This window comes from Halopseudomonas nanhaiensis, assembly GCF_020025155.1.
GTDB lineage: Bacteria > Pseudomonadota > Gammaproteobacteria > Pseudomonadales > Pseudomonadaceae > Halopseudomonas > Halopseudomonas nanhaiensis.
In genome coordinates, this window is the sequence record NZ_CP073751.1 from 2,234,426 (window position 1) to 2,250,083 (window position 15,658).

Consider the following 15,658-nt stretch of genomic DNA (forward strand, 5'->3'; position numbering starts at 1 on the left):
AGCTGTCTACTTCCGATCAGAGACGGGCTAGTTCGAAAGCGTCTGCCGATAGCTGCTCGCCACCGCGATAGAATCGCGAGAGTTCCTCGGCGAAGCGCGCAGGCCGTGCCGGAACGCCATCGCGCAGATAGCGCTGGACCTGCGCCACCACGTTGCGCTTGAACGGCTCGGCGTCGGTCGCCTCGCCACTGAGATTGTCCAGACTGACTCGGAATGGATGCCCTGCGGCCGCGCAGAACAGCCATTCGAGCGCCTGAGGCCTCACCTCTACCGACTCGAAGGCCTGCTGCTGTGCAGCACTGCGACCGTCCGGTGCGTACCAATAGCCGAAGTCGGGCAACTGACGGCGCTGGGGCCCGGCCACGCACCAGTGCGCGACTTCATGCAGCGCGCTGCGAAAATAATCGCGGGTGAAAACAATACGGTGCAAAGGTCGACCTTCGCTCGCAGGAAGGTATTCAGGCTCGTCTGCACCGCCCACCAGCTCGGTGGAGTATTCGGTTTCAAAGCAGATCGCGAACAGGCGAACCAGATCCTGGCAGTCGTGCATCATCGTCAGTGGACAAAGGTGGTCAAGTTGTTAGGATGAGGCGCTTTTCCGGCAAATCATAATTCATGACCCAGACCCACACCCGCTGGCGGCGCAGTGTATCAGAACTGCGCGGCCTCATATGGCTTGCCCTGCCCATCATCGCTGCCCAGATGGCGCATACTCTGCTCGGCTTCGTCGACACCGCGATGGCGGGCCGCGTCAGCGCTGAGGACCTCGCCGCAGTAGCGCTGGGCAACGCCTTCTGGGTACCCACTTTCCTGTTTCTCACCGGCGTGCTGATGATCATCACCTCGAAGGTGGCTGCCAGCAACGGCGCCGGCCGCCTGCCGGAAACCGGCGCACTGGTGCGCCAGGGGGCCTGGCTGGGCGTGGGTGTCGGCGCCCTGTGCGCGCTGTTTCTGGTATCGGTCGAGCCGATCCTCCGGGTCATGGATGTCCAGGCCGAGCTGATCCCGATCACCGTCGACTATCTTCACGGCGTGGCCGCGGGCTTTCCGGCCATCGCCGGCTACCAGGCTCTGCGCGGCCTGAGCGACGGCCTCTCGCGAACCAAACCGACCATGGTCATCGGCTTTCTCGGCCTCGCACTGAACGTACCGGTCAACTATATCCTTGTTTACGGCAAGCTTGGCCTGCCTGCCCTGGGCGCGGCTGGCTGCGGCTGGGCCACTGCGATCGTCATGTACTTCATGCTGGTCTGCATGGTGGTCTATCTGGCCAGAACCCCCCTGTATCGACCCAGTCGTCTGTTCGAGCGGTTCGACTGGCCGCATTGGCCCACCCAGGGTCATCTGCTTGGGCTGGGGTTGCCCATCGGCGTTGCGCTGTTCGCCGAAACGAGCATGTTCTGCGTCATTGCGCTGCTGATTGGTGGGCTCGGCGCAGTGGTTGTGGCCAGCCATCAAGTGGCCCTGAATTTCTCATCGCTGACCTTCATGGTGCCTTTCAGTCTTGGGCTGGCGATCACCGTGAGGGTCGGCCACAACCTTGGCTTGCACGGTGCGCGGGCGGGTTTGTTCGCGGCCAAGATGGGCATTGCAGTAGCCCTGATCTATGCGGTTCTGGCTGCAAGCCTGATGCTCGGTCTGGCCGACTGGATCCCCAGGTTGTATACCAATGACGCGGCCGTAGTTGCTCTGGCTTCCTCGCTGTTTTTCTATGCGGCGCTGTACCAGTTTTCCGATGCGGTTCAGGTAGCCTGCGCCGGCGCCCTGCGAGGCTATCAGGACACCCGTCTGCCGATGCTGCTGACCATGATCGCGTACTGGATGATCGGTCTGCCGGTCGGTTATGTTCTGGGCCTCACGGATTTGCTCGGGCCTGCGCAGGGCCCCGCAGGATTCTGGCAGGGTTTGATTTTCGGACTGACGGCGGCGGCAGTCTTTCTGTCCATCCGTCTGGCTATCGTCGGGGGTCGGCACAAACGCACACTGACCAGACGCAGCGAGCGGACCAGCGCAGCAACCTGACCACGCCAGTCGATACCGGTCCACGGAGGTGTCATGCGCAATGCCGTTTTACTCGCCGTGCTCGTCACGCTGTCCGGCTTGCTCGCTGGTTGCAGTCGGGAGCCGGAAGCGAGCCGTCAGATGGACAACTATCTCGAGCGCGTGGGTCGGGTGCTGGATCAGGAATGGGAGCCCTGGCGCGTCGAGCGTCTCACCGCGTATCGACCGCCATCTCGCCGTCAGGCTGTGCAACCCATCCCCGAACTGCGCCTGAGCATCCTCGATCTGCTGGTGGACAGTCGCGACTGCGGGCCGTTTCAGCAACTGATAGCCGAACGCAACAGCAGTCTCGGCCGCCTCATGGCACCCAGCACGCTGCTGGGATTCGAAGGAGAACTCTTGCGGGCGCTGGACAGCTGTCTGGACGTCATCGCCGATCAGCCGGGACGCGAGGGACTGACAAGTGAGCTCCAGCGTATCGCCGACGTGAAACGTGACAACCTCACGCGCCGGTTCTGGAATTCCCTGGCAGGCAGCGAGGAGTTTTCCCACTTTCTGCGGTTTGCAGATCAGCCGCTTCCGGTCAGCGACACGGCATTACCGCACCCCCCGGGCATCGATGCGCTTCGCCAATTGGCTGCGATTGGCTCAGACCTTCCCGACCGGTTGCCGCCTGATCGTCCACAGACCGAACCCCTGTTCGCCACGCTCGCTCGTGACCAGCGCAGCGGCGAGCTTATCCACAGCCTGGCGCGCTTGACTCATACGCTCGATCAGGCCACCGCGATGCTGCGTGCCAGACCCGCCGGTTATGTATGCCCGATGGGCACCGCCACCGATCGCTCGCGGACCCTGCTCAACGTGTTCGGCCTTTTCTATGCCGGCGAGGTACAACCGCAGATGGCACAGGCGCAACGGCTGGGAGAGCCTTGGCAGGCGGCATTGAACGAGTTGAGCAACGTGGATGGCGCAAGTCCGGCAGTGGCGCGCTATATCGATGAACTGGTCGGAGAACAGGATGGGCTATGGGAACGCTATCAACGGAGTATCGCGTCCCACAGCAAGGCCTGGCAGGACGTACTCGGCGCCTGCCAGATGCAACCGGGCCAGCCAGGCTGGCAGGAGCGCCGCTAGTGTCTAGCCGGCCTTGCGGATAATGTATCGGTAGACGCCGCCCGCTTCGTCCTGCTCGATCAGCTCGTGACCGAGAAACGAGCAAAACCGCGGAATATCGCGTTGGGTCGAAGGATCCGTTGCACGTACCTCCACCAGCTCGCCTGGCGACAAATCGCGCACAGCGTTGTGCAGCATCATCACCGGCTCGGGACAGGTCAGTCCGGTTGTGTCGAGTTGCTTGCGCGCCTGATCAGTCATACGCCACCAGTGGGGATGTGAAAGCCGGATTATCCGGAAAACCCGCAGGTCTTGCCAGCCGCGCCGGCGCGGCCGAAACTAGATCCGTCACATTCGTACAGATTGGATACACCACAAGGATTTACCATGATCAGAGTTCTCATCCAGCGCATCATTGCCGACGGCCTGGAGCAGCCTTACGAAGAAGCCGCCCGTAGAGTCATTCAACAAGCGGTGCAGTCCCCCGGTTTTATCTCCGGCGAGTCGTTTCGCGATCTGGAGCGGCCCAACCATCGCGTGGTCATGGTCACCTGGCAGAACCGCCACTCATGGGAGCGCTGGGAAAACTCCGCCGAGCGCAAGGACACCATCAGCGCCTTTCGCGCGATGCTGATGGAAGAGGAAAAGATCACGCTGCTCGAGCCGCTCTGAGTCCCCGCTCGGCTGCCATGCTCCCGGAGCGACTCAGTGCGGGCATGGCGGCAAACAGGCCGGACCCGCCCTGCCCTGTATCGAACCTGCGAGACGTCGAACTAAGCAGGTCAGTCTATACAGCCCGATAACTACCGGCGCGTAATATTCGAACGTGGCAGGTCACTTCTTCGCGATCGGTATACAGCTGCTTGCAGGCAATCGAGGCGGTAATATCTGCCTCGTCCAGTGCGGCCTGCACATGCTCCAGACAGCGCAATACTTCCTGATACCGCTGCTTCATTGGCAACTTGAAATTGATGATCGCTTCACGGCACCAGCCCCGCGAGACCCAACGGGCAAGCAAGGCGCTGCTACGCGCAGGCTTGTCGACGATGTCGCAGACCATCCAGTTCACCTGCTTTTTTGGCTTGAACAGGTAGCCGTCGGCCTCAACGTGCTCGACCTGCCCGCTGTCCATCAGACTGCGCGCCATGGGGCCATTGTCTACAGCTGTCACCTTCATGTGTCGATTGACCAGCTGCCAGGTCCAACCGCCGGGCGCTGCACCCAGATCCACGGCGGTCATGCCGGGTGCAAGCCGGGCGTCCCATTCGTCGCGGGGAATGAAATGATGCCAGGCCTCTTCGAGCTTCAATGTAGAGCGGCTCGGCGCCTCACGCGGCACCTTCAGCCGCGGAATACCCATGGGCCAGGGTGCGGCGTTATCCGCCCAGGACCAGCCGACAAAAATTCGCTCGCCGCTTTCGAACAATACATGCAGGCGTGGTGCGTCCACCTTGTTGGGGCGCACGAAACGCGTCTTGGTAAGCGCTGACTCCAATGGTCGACCGAGTTTCTTGGTCAGAGCAGCCATGGCCTTGCCGTCGTTGGTATCGGCAGTTTCCAGCCACACGGAGGAAGCGATAGGCCCCTTGGAGCAGGCGGTAATGATGGGAGCAATGCGGTCTTCCGGAGAGACATCAAGCCAGCTTCCCACCGCCCACTGCCGAGCGAAAATCAGCTGACTGAAATCGATCTGACGCATCAGGGCTTCGGCATCGCCTTCAGCCGGGCACACGAACCGAACCAATGCAGCGTTTGCCGACGCGATGGCGTATCCAGCTATACCCTGCATGGCCGCGATGTCCTGCATTTCGGCGGCGACCTCGCCCTCGAATCCCGGACGACAGTGCAACAACAATTCCTGCATGACCTACCCCTGCTGGCTGAAGCCCGCTACTGTACAGCCTGCGGCTTGGCAGTAGAAGCTGCGGTAGGCTCCGCCCGGCTGGCCGAACATTGCGTCCGGTGACGCTGCGAAAATGAAAGCATCTCAATTCCAGCGTGTTACGCTTCAATGACGCTCACGTTGCGAGAAGGCATCATGCTCGAGATACGTCATCTGAAGACGCTGGTGGCCCTGCGCGAGGCCGATAGCCTGGTCGAGGCTGCCGAACGGTTACACCTCACGCAGTCCGCACTTTCCCATCAGCTCAAGGATCTGGAGGAGCGCCTGGGGCTGCCGCTGTTCGTACGGAAGTCCAGACCGGTGCGCTTCACCAGCGCTGGCCTGAGGCTGCTTCGGCTAGCCGATAACCTGCTGCCTCAATTGCGCCAGGCCGAGCGCGACCTGCATCGGCTCGCGGGAGGTCAGGCTGGACGATTGCACATGGCGATCGAATGCCACAGCTGCTTTCAGTGGTTGATGCCGACGATCGATCAGTTTCGTAATGCGTGGCCGGAGGTAGACGTCGACTTCGCTTCAGGCTATTTTTTCGCGCCCCTGCCCGCTCTGGCTCGAGGTGACCTGGATCTGGTGGTCACTTCGGACCCGCAAGACATTCCCGGCATTACCTATGTGCAGCTTTTTACCTACGAAGCTTTGCTGGCTGTCAGCAATCAGCACCCGCTCGCCAGCCGCAATCACGTAAAGCCGGAAGACCTGGCCGGCGAAACACTGATCTGCTACCCGGTCGAGCGCGAACGTCTGGATGTGTTCAAACACTTTCTTGATCCGGCAGGCATCGAGCCTTCGGCCATCCGCAACGCCGAAATGACCGTGATGATGATGCAGCTTGTCGCCTCCGGGCGCGGTGTCTGCTGCCTGCCCAACTGGGCCATGGCCGAATACATGCAGCGCGGCTATGTCACTACGCAGCGGCTCGGAGAAAATGGGCTGTTCGGCACCCTCTACGCAGCCGTGCGCGAGGAGATGCTCGAGTCGCCCTATCTTCAGGATTTCCTGCTGACCGCGAAGGATATCTCGTTCGCCACCCTCGAAGGCGTACGCGCCGGATAGGCGTGACAACCGGGCCTGCCCAAGAGTTCCTTGTCGTCCGGCCTTTTTTCGAACTTTGTGCATGATCGCGCTTTATAGCCACCAGTTACCAGCCGTTCACCCAAACAGGCGAGTTTCAAATTCATGACAAGGGCCTACATTCGCTGACCAGAGTGCTGCAGTTGGCAGCCCGCCAAGCACTCCAGGCAAATAACAACAATTTCCTGAAGGTATGACGTCATGAATGCACCTGCTTGCAAACTTACCGGCCTCGCACTCGGCCTGCTGCTGTCTACCGCTGCGCTGGCTAACAACCCCACTCCACCCCCGACCGATCCGGGCGATGGCGGCGATTTCCCCGCCGTTTCCGACTTCAGCCGTTCCGGTCCGTTTGCGACTACCAGTGGCAATGAAGGTCCAAGCTGCACGATCTACCGTCCTCGCACCCTCGGCGAAGCGGGCCGCGATCACCCGATCATCATCTGGGGTAATGGCACCGGCGCCTCGCCCAGCACCTATAGCGGCATTCTTACGCACTGGGCCAGCCATGGCTTCGTAGTGGCCGCCGCGCGTACCTCCAACGCAGGCTCTGGCGAGCAGATGATCGACTGCCTGGACTATCTGGTACAGCAGAACAACAGAAGCACCGGCACCTATGCCGGCAACCTGAACGTCAACCGGGTGGGCGCGGCGGGCCACTCCCAAGGCGGTGGTGGAACCATCATGGCCGGACAGGACAGCCGCATCACCGTGACTGCGCCGTTCCAGCCCTACACCATCGGGCTAGGCCATCGTTCGTCTTCGCAGAGCAACCAGAGCGGACCGATGTTTCTGATGACGGGAGGCAGCGACACCATCGCCAGCCCGACTCTGAATGCCGCACCGGTGTTCAACCGCGCGAATGTTCCGGTGTTCTGGGGCGAGCTCAATGGCGCCAGCCACTTTGAGCCAGTTGGCAATGCCGGCGGCTATCGCGGTCCCTCCACTGCCTGGTTCCGTTTCCATCTGATGAACGACAGCAGCGCCCAGAGCACGTTCTACGGCAGCAACTGCGGTCTGTGCACAGACCGCAGCTGGACCGTCCGTCGCAAGGGCATCAACTGAGCGAATCCCTGACGAGGTATTGGCAAGAAAACCGGCTGCCTTGGCAGCCGGTTTTTTTATGGCTGACGACCGCACCAGAGCGGCCAGGCCCCAGGACCAGCCGGGCACGATAAACCGACCATTGATGATTAAAACTTCCTCATCTGAACGTTCTTGCAGTGTTGTTCCTTTTTTAACCCGAATAGGCGAGTGAACCCGCCGCCCTCCGGCGTTACCTTGGCCCGGCGTCGACATTGCGGCTGGCTTAGCTATTGAACGGCGCGTCGTCCCACAACAAGTAAAAGAGAGAGACTACGATGAAAGCACCCCTAATGAAGTACAGCGGCCTCACCCTGGGCCTGATGTTCTCGGCATGTGCGCTCGCAGGCAATCCCGATACAGGTGGTGGTGGTGATACCGGCACTGGCTTCCCTGGCGTTTCCAGCTTTTCCGCATCCGGTCCCTTCGCGACCACCAGTGGCAACGAAGGTCCCAGCTGCCGCGTCTATCGCCCCCGCACACTCGGCGCGGAAGGCCGTCAACACCCGATCATTATCTGGGGTAACGGCACGGGATCCTCGCCGACTACCTATGGCAGCCTGCTGGAGCACTGGGCCAGCCATGGCTTCGTGGTAGCAGCGGCGCGCACTTCCAACGCCGGTTCGGGTCGCGAGATGATTGCCTGCCTCGACTATCTTGTAGAGCAGAACGGCCGCAGCTTCGGCACCTATTCCGGTAATCTCAACGTCAACCGCGTGGCCACTGCCGGCCATTCGCAGGGCGGCGGCGGCAGCATCATGGCTGGCCAGGACAGCCGTGTCACCGTCACCGCGCCGTTCCAACCCTACACCATCGGGCTGGGTCACCGCTCATCTTCGCAGAGCAACCAGAACGGCCCGATGTTCCTGATGACCGGTGGCAGCGATACCATCGCCAGCCCGACCCTGAACGCCGCCCCGGTCTTCCGTCGCGCCAACGTCCCGGTTTTCTGGGGTGAGCGCCGTGGCGCCAGTCACTTTGAACCGGTCGGCAACGGCGGCGACTACCGCGGCCCGTCCACTGCCTGGATGCGTTTCCACCTGATGGATGATCAGAGCGCAGAATCCACTTTCTATGGAAGCGGTTGCGAACTGTGCACTGACTTCCGCTGGGACGTCGAGCGCAAGGGCATCAATTGATCCCGTAGCGGGTCAGCTCCGAGCCGGCGACGGAAGTCGCCGGCTTTTTTGTGGATCAAAACAATATGAGAACGATATCGGTATGATTCTATATATTTGATTTGTATGGATATTTCACCCGAATAGGTGAGTGCCCGTGCCGCATGGCGACACTAGGGTAACCGGGTGCCGAGCACTGAAGTTGGATTCACCATTGCGCTCTGTCATGGATCTACAACAATTCCAATCTAGAGAGAACATGATGAAATCACCCCTGTTCACCTTGTCCGGCCTTGCGCTCGGGTTGCTTGTCTCCACCACCGCCTTCGCAGGAAACCCCACCCCCCCGCCGACCGGGGAAGTCGAATCCGGCTTTCCAGCGGTAGCGGACTTTGCTGCCCGTGGACCCTTCTCCACAACCAACGAGCGCCAGGGCACAGGGTGCCAGGTCTACAGGCCCTCGACACTTGGCGAGAACGACCTGGACCATCCCGTCATCATCTGGGGCAACGGCACCGGCGGATCCCCGAGCACTTACGCGGATCTGCTCGATCATTGGGCAAGTCATGGCTTCGTCGTCGCTGCGGCCACCACATCGGACGCGGGCAGCGGCCAGGAAATGCTCGCCTGCCTGGACCGTCTGGAAACGCTCAACGGACTCAGCAGCGGCGCTTACGCTGGCAATCTCAACCTGAACAGAGTCGGTTCTTCCGGGCACTCCCAGGGCGGCGGCGGCTCGCTAATGGCTGGCCAGGACAGCCGAATCACCGCGACTGCGCCATTCCAGCCTTACGTGCTTGGCCTGGGCCACGAGACCTCGTCGCAGAGCAACCAGAACGGTCCGATGTTCCTGATGACCGGCAGCAACGATACGCTAGCGGGGCCGACCCTGAACGGTCGACCGGTATTCCGTAACGCCAATGTTCCGGTGTTCTGGGGCAACCTCGATGGCGTCGGACATTTCGAGCCGGTTGGGGACGGCGGTGGGTATCGGGGGCCTTCTACGGCGTGGTATCGCTTCCACCTGATGGGCGATTCCAACGCAGAAAGCACCTTCTATGGCTCGAACTGCGAGTTGTGCACCGACTCCGATTGGGACGTGCAGAAGAAGGGCATCCAATAAGCCACACGGTTGCCTCCTGAACACCGTCCACGAACGGGCCGCAGCCGCAAGGCGCGGCCCTTTTTCGTGACGGAACCCAACGCTTGCCTTGCCGCGCGGCGGGATTTGCACTACAACCAGACGCTCTGCCTTGCTCTGCATAAGGAATACAATGAACACCATCACCAAAGTCGCCCTGGTCACCGGCGCCGGCACCGGTATCGGCCGGTCCACGGCCCTCGCTCTGCTTCGGGCAGGCTATAAAGTAGTACTGGCCGGCCGACGTATCGCGGCTCTGGAGGAGACGGCACGGCAGGCAGGCGAGTTGGCAGTCCATACCCTTTGCGTGGTAACCAATGTCGGCGATCCGGAATCGGTCAGAGCACTGTTCGCGACGCTCGAGGAGCGCTTCGGGCGACTGGACGTGCTGTTCAACAACGCCGGTACCGGCGCCCCACCCCTTCCGCTTGAAGAGTTGTCTTATGAGCAGTGGAAAGCCGTGGTCGACACCAACCTGACCGGCGCTTTCCTGTGTACGCAGCAGGCGTTTCGCATGATGAAAAAGCAGGATCCGATGGGAGGGCGCATCATCAACAACGGCTCGATATCCGCCCATGCCCCGCGGCCGAACTCCGCGCCTTACACGTCGACCAAGCACGCCATGACCGGTCTGACCAAGTCAACTTCGCTGGATGGGCGCCAGTACAACATTGCCTGCGGACAGATCGACATCGGCAATGCTGCGACCGACATGGCCGCTCCCATGCAGCGCGGTGTGCCGCAAGCGCATGGTGTCATTGCGCCGGAGCCGGTGATGGATGTCGAGGACGTCGCCAATGCGGTGGTGCATATGGCCGGCCTGCCACTGGCAAGCAACATTCAGTTCATGACCATCATGGCGACGAAAATGCCCTTCATCGGTCGGGGCTGACAGCATCCAAAAAAAGACCCGGCGCAAGGCCGGGTCTTACTTTTCCGCGATCGACTTACTGCGCGTTGCGTTCGATGAACGAAAGCAGCGGCCCGATGACGTTGTTGGTCTCATCGTTATCGGCGGTCAGCACGTCGTTATGCGAATAGCCTTCACTGATGTAGACCTCGAAGCCGCCTTCGGCACCGCCAAACTGCGGAAAGGCGCTCAGATCTGCCGCGCCACTGAGCATTCTTGGGGTGCCCACCTCACAACTTTGTGCCGCACACGGGGCTATCGAATTGGCTATTCCGCGCCAGGAGCCAGGCAACGGAGCCAGACCGTTACTGCCGCCGAAGGCGATGACCGGAATATCGATACTCCTCGCCTGGGTCTGATTGACGATGTCCGACCGGCCACGCCCACCCAACTCGACCGGCAACGATAACGCGCTGGTGTCCAGGCCGAGATTGGCGCCGCCAGTGCTGCCATTGCCAAGGGTCAGACCGGTTGATGGATAATACCAGTCGCTGAAATTGCTCGGATCGGCGTAGAACGCCGGTGTAAGCCGTCCCAGATTGGTCGGCTCGACCTCCTGCCCCCAGTAGCGTGGCGTGGTCAGCATCGACGAAGGCGCCGGGCCATTGTCGTTCAATACCGACGCTGGCAGCGGCTGGTCGTTATCCAGCCACTCAAGCAACCCTTCGGCGTTCAGCGTGCCGGGCGCACCAATCGAGATGGCGTAGAACACGGGGCTGTCCGAGTTATCGTCATCCTGGAAGGTACCGACCGAGCTACCCGCGGTCACCGGCACGGGCCGGTCATTGAAATTCGCCACCTGCTGATAGACGCTGTTGGTACGACCGTTGCGGTCCTCGCCGAATGCCCTCTGCAGCAGCGCCTGGCTGCCGTTGATGGTTTCTTCAACGGCCATCTGCAGACCCGACACTTCCGTCGAGGCGACCTGCCGAGGACCCAGGCCCGGCGCGACGATGTACGCCGGGCCACCGGCGGTGGCCGCTGCGTACATCCCTCCGTCCGCTGCCGCGATAACTGCATCCAGATCAGCGTCGCTTGGCGCGGCGGTGGAGACCGAGCTGCCGGTGCCTTCGAACAACACCATGCCCCGCAGCTTGGCAAAGCCGGGCTCCTGCGCGCCTTCGTAGCTCAGATTGAAATCGGTGGCAGCGTAGCGCGTCACGAATCCTGCGCCGGCAGAATGGCCGCCCAGGAACACATTGCCATTGCGGGCAGTTTCGCGCGCCCGCTCGACCACTGCATCGATGTCGAAGGAGTGCACCTGCGGCGACCAGTTGGCCATGAAAGGCACGTCAGCCTGATCGTAAAAAACCGCACGGCGGTCCAGCTCCGGAGACAACTCCAGACCCAGTTCGTCGCCATACAGGAAGTCGACCGCGATCTCCGGGTCCCCTTCGCGTTCAGCCACATCCAGCCCATCGGTATCTTCAAGCAACGTCGAGCGGCGCTCGAATCCCCACACCTCGACCACCATGTCCTGAGCTGCTGCGCGCTCCATCAGGTTTTCTGCCAGGCGCAGATAGTTGTGCGATCCGCCCAGAGTGCCGGGTACCGCAACCAGAATGGCGTCCGGCTGACGGTCACTCTGATCGGCGAGCGCATAGCGAACGTACAGCGCCTTGTTCAGATCAGCGTCAGCACCAAGGTGCGTAACGAGCCTGGGATTGCTCACCGAAACGCCCGGTGTGCCGGGTGTGTTGGCGGGCGTGGCCTCACTGGGTAGCTCGAAGCGCTCGACGCACATCGCGTTGACCCGCACTGCGCTGTCCGAATCGCCACAACCCTGTGTCACCGGCGGTGGTGGATCATTGGACGAATCGCCGCCAATGCAGGCAGCCAGAGCCAGAGAAGCCGCGAAAATGATGGAACCACGAACCGCAAGAGACAGCTGAGTGGGTTGCATGAGGATCTCCTGACCCGGCCTGCCGGGCTTGTTGTTATTGTCAAAGCGACGCAAAGGCATCTCCCTGACCCTAGCAAGCGATCGGCAGCGCAACTTGAACGTGTTTGTGGTGGCAGCGTCAATCGCCCGAACATTCAGCAGACCGATGTCAACGCATTGACACCCGATCATCGAACTGTCTCGCCAAGAGGCAAAATTGACAGTGAAGTCGAAAGGTGTAACAGCTGGTTGCAAACGCTCTGCTTAGACCTTCGTCTTATACATGAACCACTGACAAGACACTTCTCTTCTTGGTATCGCTCGGGCTACCATAGCGCCTGGTTATTTCTCCCGGCTCTCGAATAGGCAATCAATATGAGCAACCAGACCCCATTGGCAATGGCCCTGTCCCAACGCAAATCTGATGAACGCGCTACTCCGCTGAGTGCGTTCAAGATGGCTCGTCGCTGGTGGCTCGAAGGACGGCGTCTCAACCTGTCACTGCTGGCAGAGGAGCTGGATGTGGGGCGAGCAACTCTGATGCGCTGGGTAGGCAACAAGGATCTGCTGATGGGGGAGATACTCTGGTCGCTCTACCGAAACATCTACGATGAGGCTATTGCCCGGGCCGAGACGGATCCGGACCTGACCGGCATCGACTATCTGACCCAGATCTACACGGACATCAATGTTGCCCTGATCGAAGCGCGCCCCATGCATGATTTTCTGCGCAACGAGCCGCAATGGGGTCTGCAACTGCTGACGTCGAACGTGTCGGGGTTGCAGCAGCGGCTGGTCGACACCTGGACCAAGATGTTCGAAAAGGAAATACGTGCAGGTCGGATCAATCCGGAGATGGATGCTGAAAGTCTGGCGTACTTCATCGTTCGCATCGGTGAAGGCGCTATCTACTGCGACCTCATCTGTGGACGCACGCCCGACCCGGCCCCGGCGTCCCAGGCGTTCCGCCTGCTGGTCAACGGTCACTGCAACTAGGATCGCCGCGCTGGCCAGTCCAGAATGAAGGCCGCCCCGCCAAGCACCCGCGACTGCTCGGCGCGGGCGCGGCCCTGGTGCCAGAAGAGCACCCTGCGCACGATCGAAAGACCCAGACCATAACCGCCTGATGCGCGGGTACGGCTGTCATCCAGCCGCAGGAAGGGCGTGAATATCCGCTCACGATAGGCTTCGGGGATGCCGGGTCCATCATCCTCCACCGACACTCGACAGCGCCCGTGCTCGACCCGCGTAGTTACCAGTATCTGTCCAGTGGCGTGTCGTATTGCATTGCTCACCAGATTGGCAACGGCGCGCTGCAGGTACCGCGGCTCGGCGTCCACCTGAGTGCCACGCCCTTGGGTCTGATCATTATGCTCAAGCCTGATCACGCCACTCAGCGGGCTCAGCTCAGCGATGACCTGCTCGACCAGAGCCGGAACGTCGATCGGTACCAGGGTCAGGGCCGGAGCGCCCTGCTCCAGACGCGCGTAGGTGAGAATTTCGTCGACCAGCATGTCGAGCTCACTGAGATCGCCGTCCATCCCGTCCAGGTAACGCTTGCGGTCTTCATCGGTGCCGGCCGTTTCAACCATCTCCAGACCGAAGCGCAGCCGTGCCACGGGTGTACGCAATTCGTGGGAGACCGCGCCAATCATTTCCCGCTGCAGGCGCATCAGCCGCTGCAGGTGGCTGGCCATGTCATTGAACGCACGCGACAGACGCCCGACCGAATCCTGCCCCGCCGTGCTTACCCGGGCATCAAGATTGCCGCGGGTGATGTGCGAAGCCGCGGATTCGAGTGTGCGTAAACGCTGCTCCAGCTGGCGCACCAGCAGATATATGAACAGTCCGCTCAGGGTCAGCACCAGCAGCCCGGTCAGCAGTAGCAATTGCGGGGGGTATGGATCCATTCGGTACAGCGGCCCGAGGCCGAGCACCCAGTTGGTATTGGGAATCTTCACATAAAGCAGCACCGAATCACCTTCAGGCCCCAACGCCATGACGGTGTCGCTCTCCTCCAGCCTGCGCCGCTGATCCAGGTCCAGATCGCCGTTATCGATCGGTGTCAGATGCAGCGGATAGCCGAACCCCTTCTGCCGTCGCAACTGCTGCAGGCGTTCCGGCATTGCCGCTTCCGGGTAGCGCACCAGTTCATCGGTGATCAGGTAGAGTGTCGCCCGACCAAGCTGTTCCGATATGCGCTGGATGTCCGCGGTCAGCACCACCGACTCGGCCAGATCGACCATTGCGTAGACGCGAACCCTCGGTGGCGCCACTGGTCGCACCAGTACCTTGCCCTGGATCAAGCGTGCCCATTGGTTGGACTCCAGATCGAGCCGATCCAGCTGATCCAGCTCAAGCGGCACCCCGATGAGCCTCGACCAGGCCGCCAGCGCACGCAAGCGCTCGGCGTGATCCATGGGCTCTAGATTGTCGGCCATGAGGCGAAACGTGCCGCTGGCGATGCGCTCGCGATAATCTTCGGCTCGAGCTCCGTTGACCACCTGAATGATCAGCAGGCCGAGAAGCGATACGGTGACCAGCACTATCAGCATGCCACCGTAAATGCGAAAGAAGATCGAATTCACTGAGCAGACTCGGGCGCCACGAAAAGGTAACCCTTGCTACGCACCGTCTTGATGATCCGCGGCATCTCAGGATCGTCACCGATCTTTGGCCGGATGCGCGAGATGCGCACGTCGATCGAGCGATCCTGGCCGTCGTATTCGATGCCGCGCAGGGCAACGAAAGTCTCTTCCCGGCTGAGGATACGTCCGGCATTGCTGGCGAGTAGCCAGAGCAGATCGAACTCCGCTCCGGTCAGGTCTATCAGCTCGCCATGGAGCCACGCTTCGCGGCGGCCGTGGTCGACCGTCAGCGCTCCGAACTCGAGGCGTCTGGGAGCAGCGTGCTGCTCGGCCTCGCCACGTCTGCGCAGCAACGCACGGATACGCGCCAGCAGCACCTGCGGACGCACCGGTTTATTGACGTAGTCGTCCGCCCCCAGCTCCAGCCCCTGTATATGATCCTGATCATCGCTGCGCGCGGTAAGCATCAAGATCGGTCGGGTGAAGCCGGCCGCGCGCAAGCGCTTGCAGACACTCAACCCATCCTCGCCCGGCAGCATCAGATCAAGCACCACCAGTGACGGCGGGTCGCCCAGCACGCGATCCACCGCTGCGCCTCCATCGGATTCAATACTGACGGCCAGCCCCTGACTTTCGAGAAAGTCGCCAATCAACGCTGCCAGCTTCCGATCGTCTTCGACGATCAGGATGCGCTCACGATCTGCGTCCATCACACCACCAAAGCCATGCCAGCAAAAAAAGAGGCGCCGATTGTAGCAATCGGTCCGGCAAACACCTAGCGGCATGCCGACAGTCCGTCCGGCTGCGGCAGCGCGACACGACTGTCTATGCTGAGGTGACCTGACGCGCTT

The 15,658-nt window shown here is 61.3% G+C and carries 15 protein-coding genes; 9 read left to right on the forward strand and 6 right to left on the reverse strand.

Annotated elements, in window-relative coordinates; translation table 11 throughout:
- Window positions 1-16: 16 nt before the first annotated feature.
- Window positions 17-550, reverse strand: a complete 534-nt coding sequence (locus KEM63_RS10085; protein ID WP_223651275.1) for an elongation factor P hydroxylase — start codon at window positions 548-550, stop codon at window positions 17-19.
- 65 nt (window positions 551-615) lie between these two features.
- Here KEM63_RS10085 and KEM63_RS10090 point away from each other — a divergent pair, with 65 nt between their 5' ends.
- Window positions 616-2,022 (forward strand): MATE family efflux transporter, encoded by a 1,407-nt coding sequence (locus tag KEM63_RS10090; RefSeq protein WP_223651277.1) that lies wholly within the window; start codon window positions 616-618, stop codon window positions 2,020-2,022.
- A gap of 33 nt (window positions 2,023-2,055) precedes the next feature.
- The gene (locus tag KEM63_RS10095; RefSeq protein ID WP_223651279.1) at window positions 2,056-3,135 is read left to right on the forward strand and encodes a DUF3080 family protein; all 1,080 of its coding nucleotides are present in this window, start codon (window positions 2,056-2,058) and stop codon (window positions 3,133-3,135) included.
- 3 nt (window positions 3,136-3,138) lie between these two features.
- On the opposite strand, the gene tusA is transcribed toward KEM63_RS10095, so the two are convergent.
- Window positions 3,139-3,375: a sulfurtransferase TusA gene (tusA, locus tag KEM63_RS10100; protein ID WP_223651280.1), complete on the reverse strand. Its 237-nt coding sequence runs from the start codon at window positions 3,373-3,375 to the stop codon at window positions 3,139-3,141.
- A 126-nt stretch (window positions 3,376-3,501) separates the two neighbouring features.
- Here tusA and KEM63_RS10105 point away from each other — a divergent pair, with 126 nt between their 5' ends.
- The gene (locus KEM63_RS10105) at window positions 3,502-3,786 is read left to right on the forward strand and encodes an antibiotic biosynthesis monooxygenase family protein (protein WP_223651288.1); all 285 of its coding nucleotides are present in this window, start codon (window positions 3,502-3,504) and stop codon (window positions 3,784-3,786) included.
- Between the two features lie 115 nt (window positions 3,787-3,901).
- Here KEM63_RS10105 and rlmM read toward each other — a convergent pair whose 3' ends face one another.
- Window positions 3,902-4,978 carry a 23S rRNA (cytidine(2498)-2'-O)-methyltransferase RlmM gene (gene rlmM, locus KEM63_RS10110; RefSeq protein WP_223651290.1) on the reverse strand — a complete coding sequence of 359 codons (1,077 nt, stop codon included), beginning with the start codon at window positions 4,976-4,978 and terminating at the stop codon, window positions 3,902-3,904.
- Between the two features lie 174 nt (window positions 4,979-5,152).
- On the opposite strand from rlmM, the gene KEM63_RS10115 reads away from it, so the two are divergent.
- From KEM63_RS10115 to KEM63_RS10135, 5 genes are all read left to right on the forward strand, one after another.
- A complete protein-coding gene (locus KEM63_RS10115; RefSeq protein ID WP_223651292.1) occupies window positions 5,153-6,067 on the forward strand; it encodes a LysR family transcriptional regulator in 915 nt (304 codons plus the stop codon).
- A 219-nt stretch (window positions 6,068-6,286) separates the two neighbouring features.
- Window positions 6,287-7,150, forward strand: a complete 864-nt coding sequence (locus KEM63_RS10120; protein ID WP_223651294.1) for an alpha/beta hydrolase family protein — start codon at window positions 6,287-6,289, stop codon at window positions 7,148-7,150.
- Window positions 7,151-7,446: 296 nt separating this feature from the next.
- The gene (locus KEM63_RS10125; protein WP_223651295.1) at window positions 7,447-8,307 is read left to right on the forward strand and encodes a poly(ethylene terephthalate) hydrolase family protein; all 861 of its coding nucleotides are present in this window, start codon (window positions 7,447-7,449) and stop codon (window positions 8,305-8,307) included.
- 238 nt (window positions 8,308-8,545) lie between these two features.
- A complete protein-coding gene (locus KEM63_RS10130; RefSeq protein WP_223651297.1) occupies window positions 8,546-9,409 on the forward strand; it encodes a poly(ethylene terephthalate) hydrolase family protein in 864 nt (287 codons plus the stop codon).
- A 151-nt stretch (window positions 9,410-9,560) separates the two neighbouring features.
- Complete coding sequence (locus tag KEM63_RS10135; RefSeq protein WP_223651299.1) at window positions 9,561-10,319, forward strand: SDR family oxidoreductase; 759 nt, start codon at window positions 9,561-9,563, stop codon at window positions 10,317-10,319.
- Window positions 10,320-10,374: 55 nt separating this feature from the next.
- On the opposite strand, the gene KEM63_RS10140 is transcribed toward KEM63_RS10135, so the two are convergent.
- A complete protein-coding gene (locus tag KEM63_RS10140) occupies window positions 10,375-12,240 on the reverse strand; it encodes an alpha/beta hydrolase (protein WP_223651301.1) in 1,866 nt (621 codons plus the stop codon).
- Between the two features lie 354 nt (window positions 12,241-12,594).
- Here KEM63_RS10140 and KEM63_RS10145 point away from each other — a divergent pair, with 354 nt between their 5' ends.
- Window positions 12,595-13,215, forward strand: coding sequence for a QsdR family transcriptional regulator (locus KEM63_RS10145; protein ID WP_223651302.1), 621 nt, complete (start codon window positions 12,595-12,597; stop codon window positions 13,213-13,215).
- Here KEM63_RS10145 and KEM63_RS10150 read toward each other — a convergent pair.
- Together KEM63_RS10150 and KEM63_RS10155 are read right to left on the reverse strand one after the other, a co-directional pair.
- Window positions 13,212-14,807 (reverse strand): ATP-binding protein, encoded by a 1,596-nt coding sequence (locus KEM63_RS10150; protein WP_223651303.1) that lies wholly within the window; start codon window positions 14,805-14,807, stop codon window positions 13,212-13,214. The genes KEM63_RS10145 and KEM63_RS10150 overlap by 4 nt on opposite strands.
- Entirely contained in the window at window positions 14,804-15,517 is a 714-nt protein-coding gene (locus KEM63_RS10155; protein WP_223651304.1) for a response regulator, read from the reverse strand. The genes KEM63_RS10150 and KEM63_RS10155 overlap by 4 nt, the downstream gene beginning before the upstream one ends.
- Window positions 15,518-15,658 lie beyond the last annotated feature (141 nt).

Bases quoted from the DNA above. Each gene is read 5' to 3' on its own strand.
- KEM63_RS10085 (WP_223651275.1), bottom strand. From the start codon at position 550: ATGCACGACTGCCAGGATCTGGTTCGCCTGTTCGCGATCTGCTTTGAA.
- KEM63_RS10090 (WP_223651277.1), top strand. From the start codon at position 616: ATGACCCAGACCCACACCCGCTGGCGGCGCAGTGTATCAGAACTGCGC.
- KEM63_RS10095 (WP_223651279.1), top strand. From the start codon at position 2,056: ATGCGCAATGCCGTTTTACTCGCCGTGCTCGTCACGCTGTCCGGCTTG.
- tusA (WP_223651280.1), bottom strand. From the start codon at position 3,375: ATGACTGATCAGGCGCGCAAGCAACTCGACACAACCGGACTGACCTGT.
- KEM63_RS10105 (WP_223651288.1), top strand. From the start codon at position 3,502: ATGATCAGAGTTCTCATCCAGCGCATCATTGCCGACGGCCTGGAGCAG.
- rlmM (WP_223651290.1), bottom strand. From the start codon at position 4,978: ATGCAGGAATTGTTGTTGCACTGTCGTCCGGGATTCGAGGGCGAGGTC.
- KEM63_RS10115 (WP_223651292.1), top strand. From the start codon at position 5,153: ATGCTCGAGATACGTCATCTGAAGACGCTGGTGGCCCTGCGCGAGGCC.
- KEM63_RS10120 (WP_223651294.1), top strand. From the start codon at position 6,287: ATGAATGCACCTGCTTGCAAACTTACCGGCCTCGCACTCGGCCTGCTG.
- KEM63_RS10125 (WP_223651295.1), top strand. From the start codon at position 7,447: ATGAAAGCACCCCTAATGAAGTACAGCGGCCTCACCCTGGGCCTGATG.
- KEM63_RS10130 (WP_223651297.1), top strand. From the start codon at position 8,546: ATGATGAAATCACCCCTGTTCACCTTGTCCGGCCTTGCGCTCGGGTTG.
- KEM63_RS10135 (WP_223651299.1), top strand. From the start codon at position 9,561: ATGAACACCATCACCAAAGTCGCCCTGGTCACCGGCGCCGGCACCGGT.
- KEM63_RS10140 (WP_223651301.1), bottom strand. From the start codon at position 12,240: ATGCAACCCACTCAGCTGTCTCTTGCGGTTCGTGGTTCCATCATTTTC.
- KEM63_RS10145 (WP_223651302.1), top strand. From the start codon at position 12,595: ATGAGCAACCAGACCCCATTGGCAATGGCCCTGTCCCAACGCAAATCT.
- KEM63_RS10155 (WP_223651304.1), bottom strand. From the start codon at position 15,517: ATGGACGCAGATCGTGAGCGCATCCTGATCGTCGAAGACGATCGGAAG.